1 protein-coding gene is annotated in these 263 nt (G+C 67.7%); it reads left to right on the top strand.

Going from position 1 to position 263, the window contains the following annotated elements:
- Positions 1-263 (top strand): aminotransferase class I/II-fold pyridoxal phosphate-dependent enzyme (locus tag J0695_RS41435; protein ID WP_206969972.1); only part of this gene is annotated, 263 nt, incomplete at both ends.

The following is a 263-nucleotide window of genomic DNA, read 5'->3' as shown; positions in this document are numbered from 1 at the left end:
ACGACGGGGACGAGGTACTGGTCCCGTCACCGGACTATCCGCTGTGGACGGCGGCCGTCGCCCTGTCCGGCGGTACGGCGGTGCACTACCGCTGCGACGAGCAGTCCGACTGGATGCCGGACCTCGCCGACATCGAGAGCAAGGTCACCGACCGCACCAAGGCGATCGTCATCATCAACCCGAACAACCCGACCGGCGCGGTCTACGACGAGGCGATGGTCAGGAGCCTGACCGACATCGCCCGCCGGCACAACCTGCTGGTC

This window comes from Streptomyces beijiangensis (assembly GCF_017315755.1).
GTDB classification, from domain to species: Bacteria; Actinomycetota; Actinomycetes; order Streptomycetales; family Streptomycetaceae; genus Streptomyces; species Streptomyces beijiangensis.
The sequence above is the reverse complement of the archived record's forward strand: the minus strand, read 5'-3'. Positions and strand labels throughout refer to the sequence as shown.